We start from the raw sequence: 234 nt of genomic DNA, 5'->3' as shown, positions 1-234 counted from the left end.
ATTTATGGAACCAGCTATTTTGGTAATAAATTCGAGTACAGTAACATCACATTGGCAGAACAAACTGTTTTATGGTGGTCGGGTTTACGAGGATCAATTTCCATCGCCCTCGCCTTAAGTGTTCCCATTGTTTTAGTACAAAGTCAAACCTTAGAAGCAGTGGTTTTTGGCGTAGTTTTATTTACGCTCTTAGTGCAAGGCTTAAGTAGTAAATGGCTACTGAAAAAATTAGGC

General features: G+C 38.5%; 1 protein-coding gene. It reads left to right on the top strand.

Annotated elements, in window-relative coordinates:
- Positions 1 to 234, top strand: a 234-nt coding sequence (locus tag R0J87_RS24925) for a cation:proton antiporter domain-containing protein (RefSeq protein WP_498889711.1), incomplete at both ends; no start/stop codon positions are given.

Source organism: Halomonas sp. SIMBA_159, assembly GCF_046536035.1.
Lineage (GTDB): Bacteria > Pseudomonadota > Gammaproteobacteria > Pseudomonadales > Halomonadaceae > Vreelandella > Vreelandella venusta_A.
Note: the sequence above shows the minus strand (reverse complement) of the source record. Positions and strands in the feature narration are given on the sequence as shown.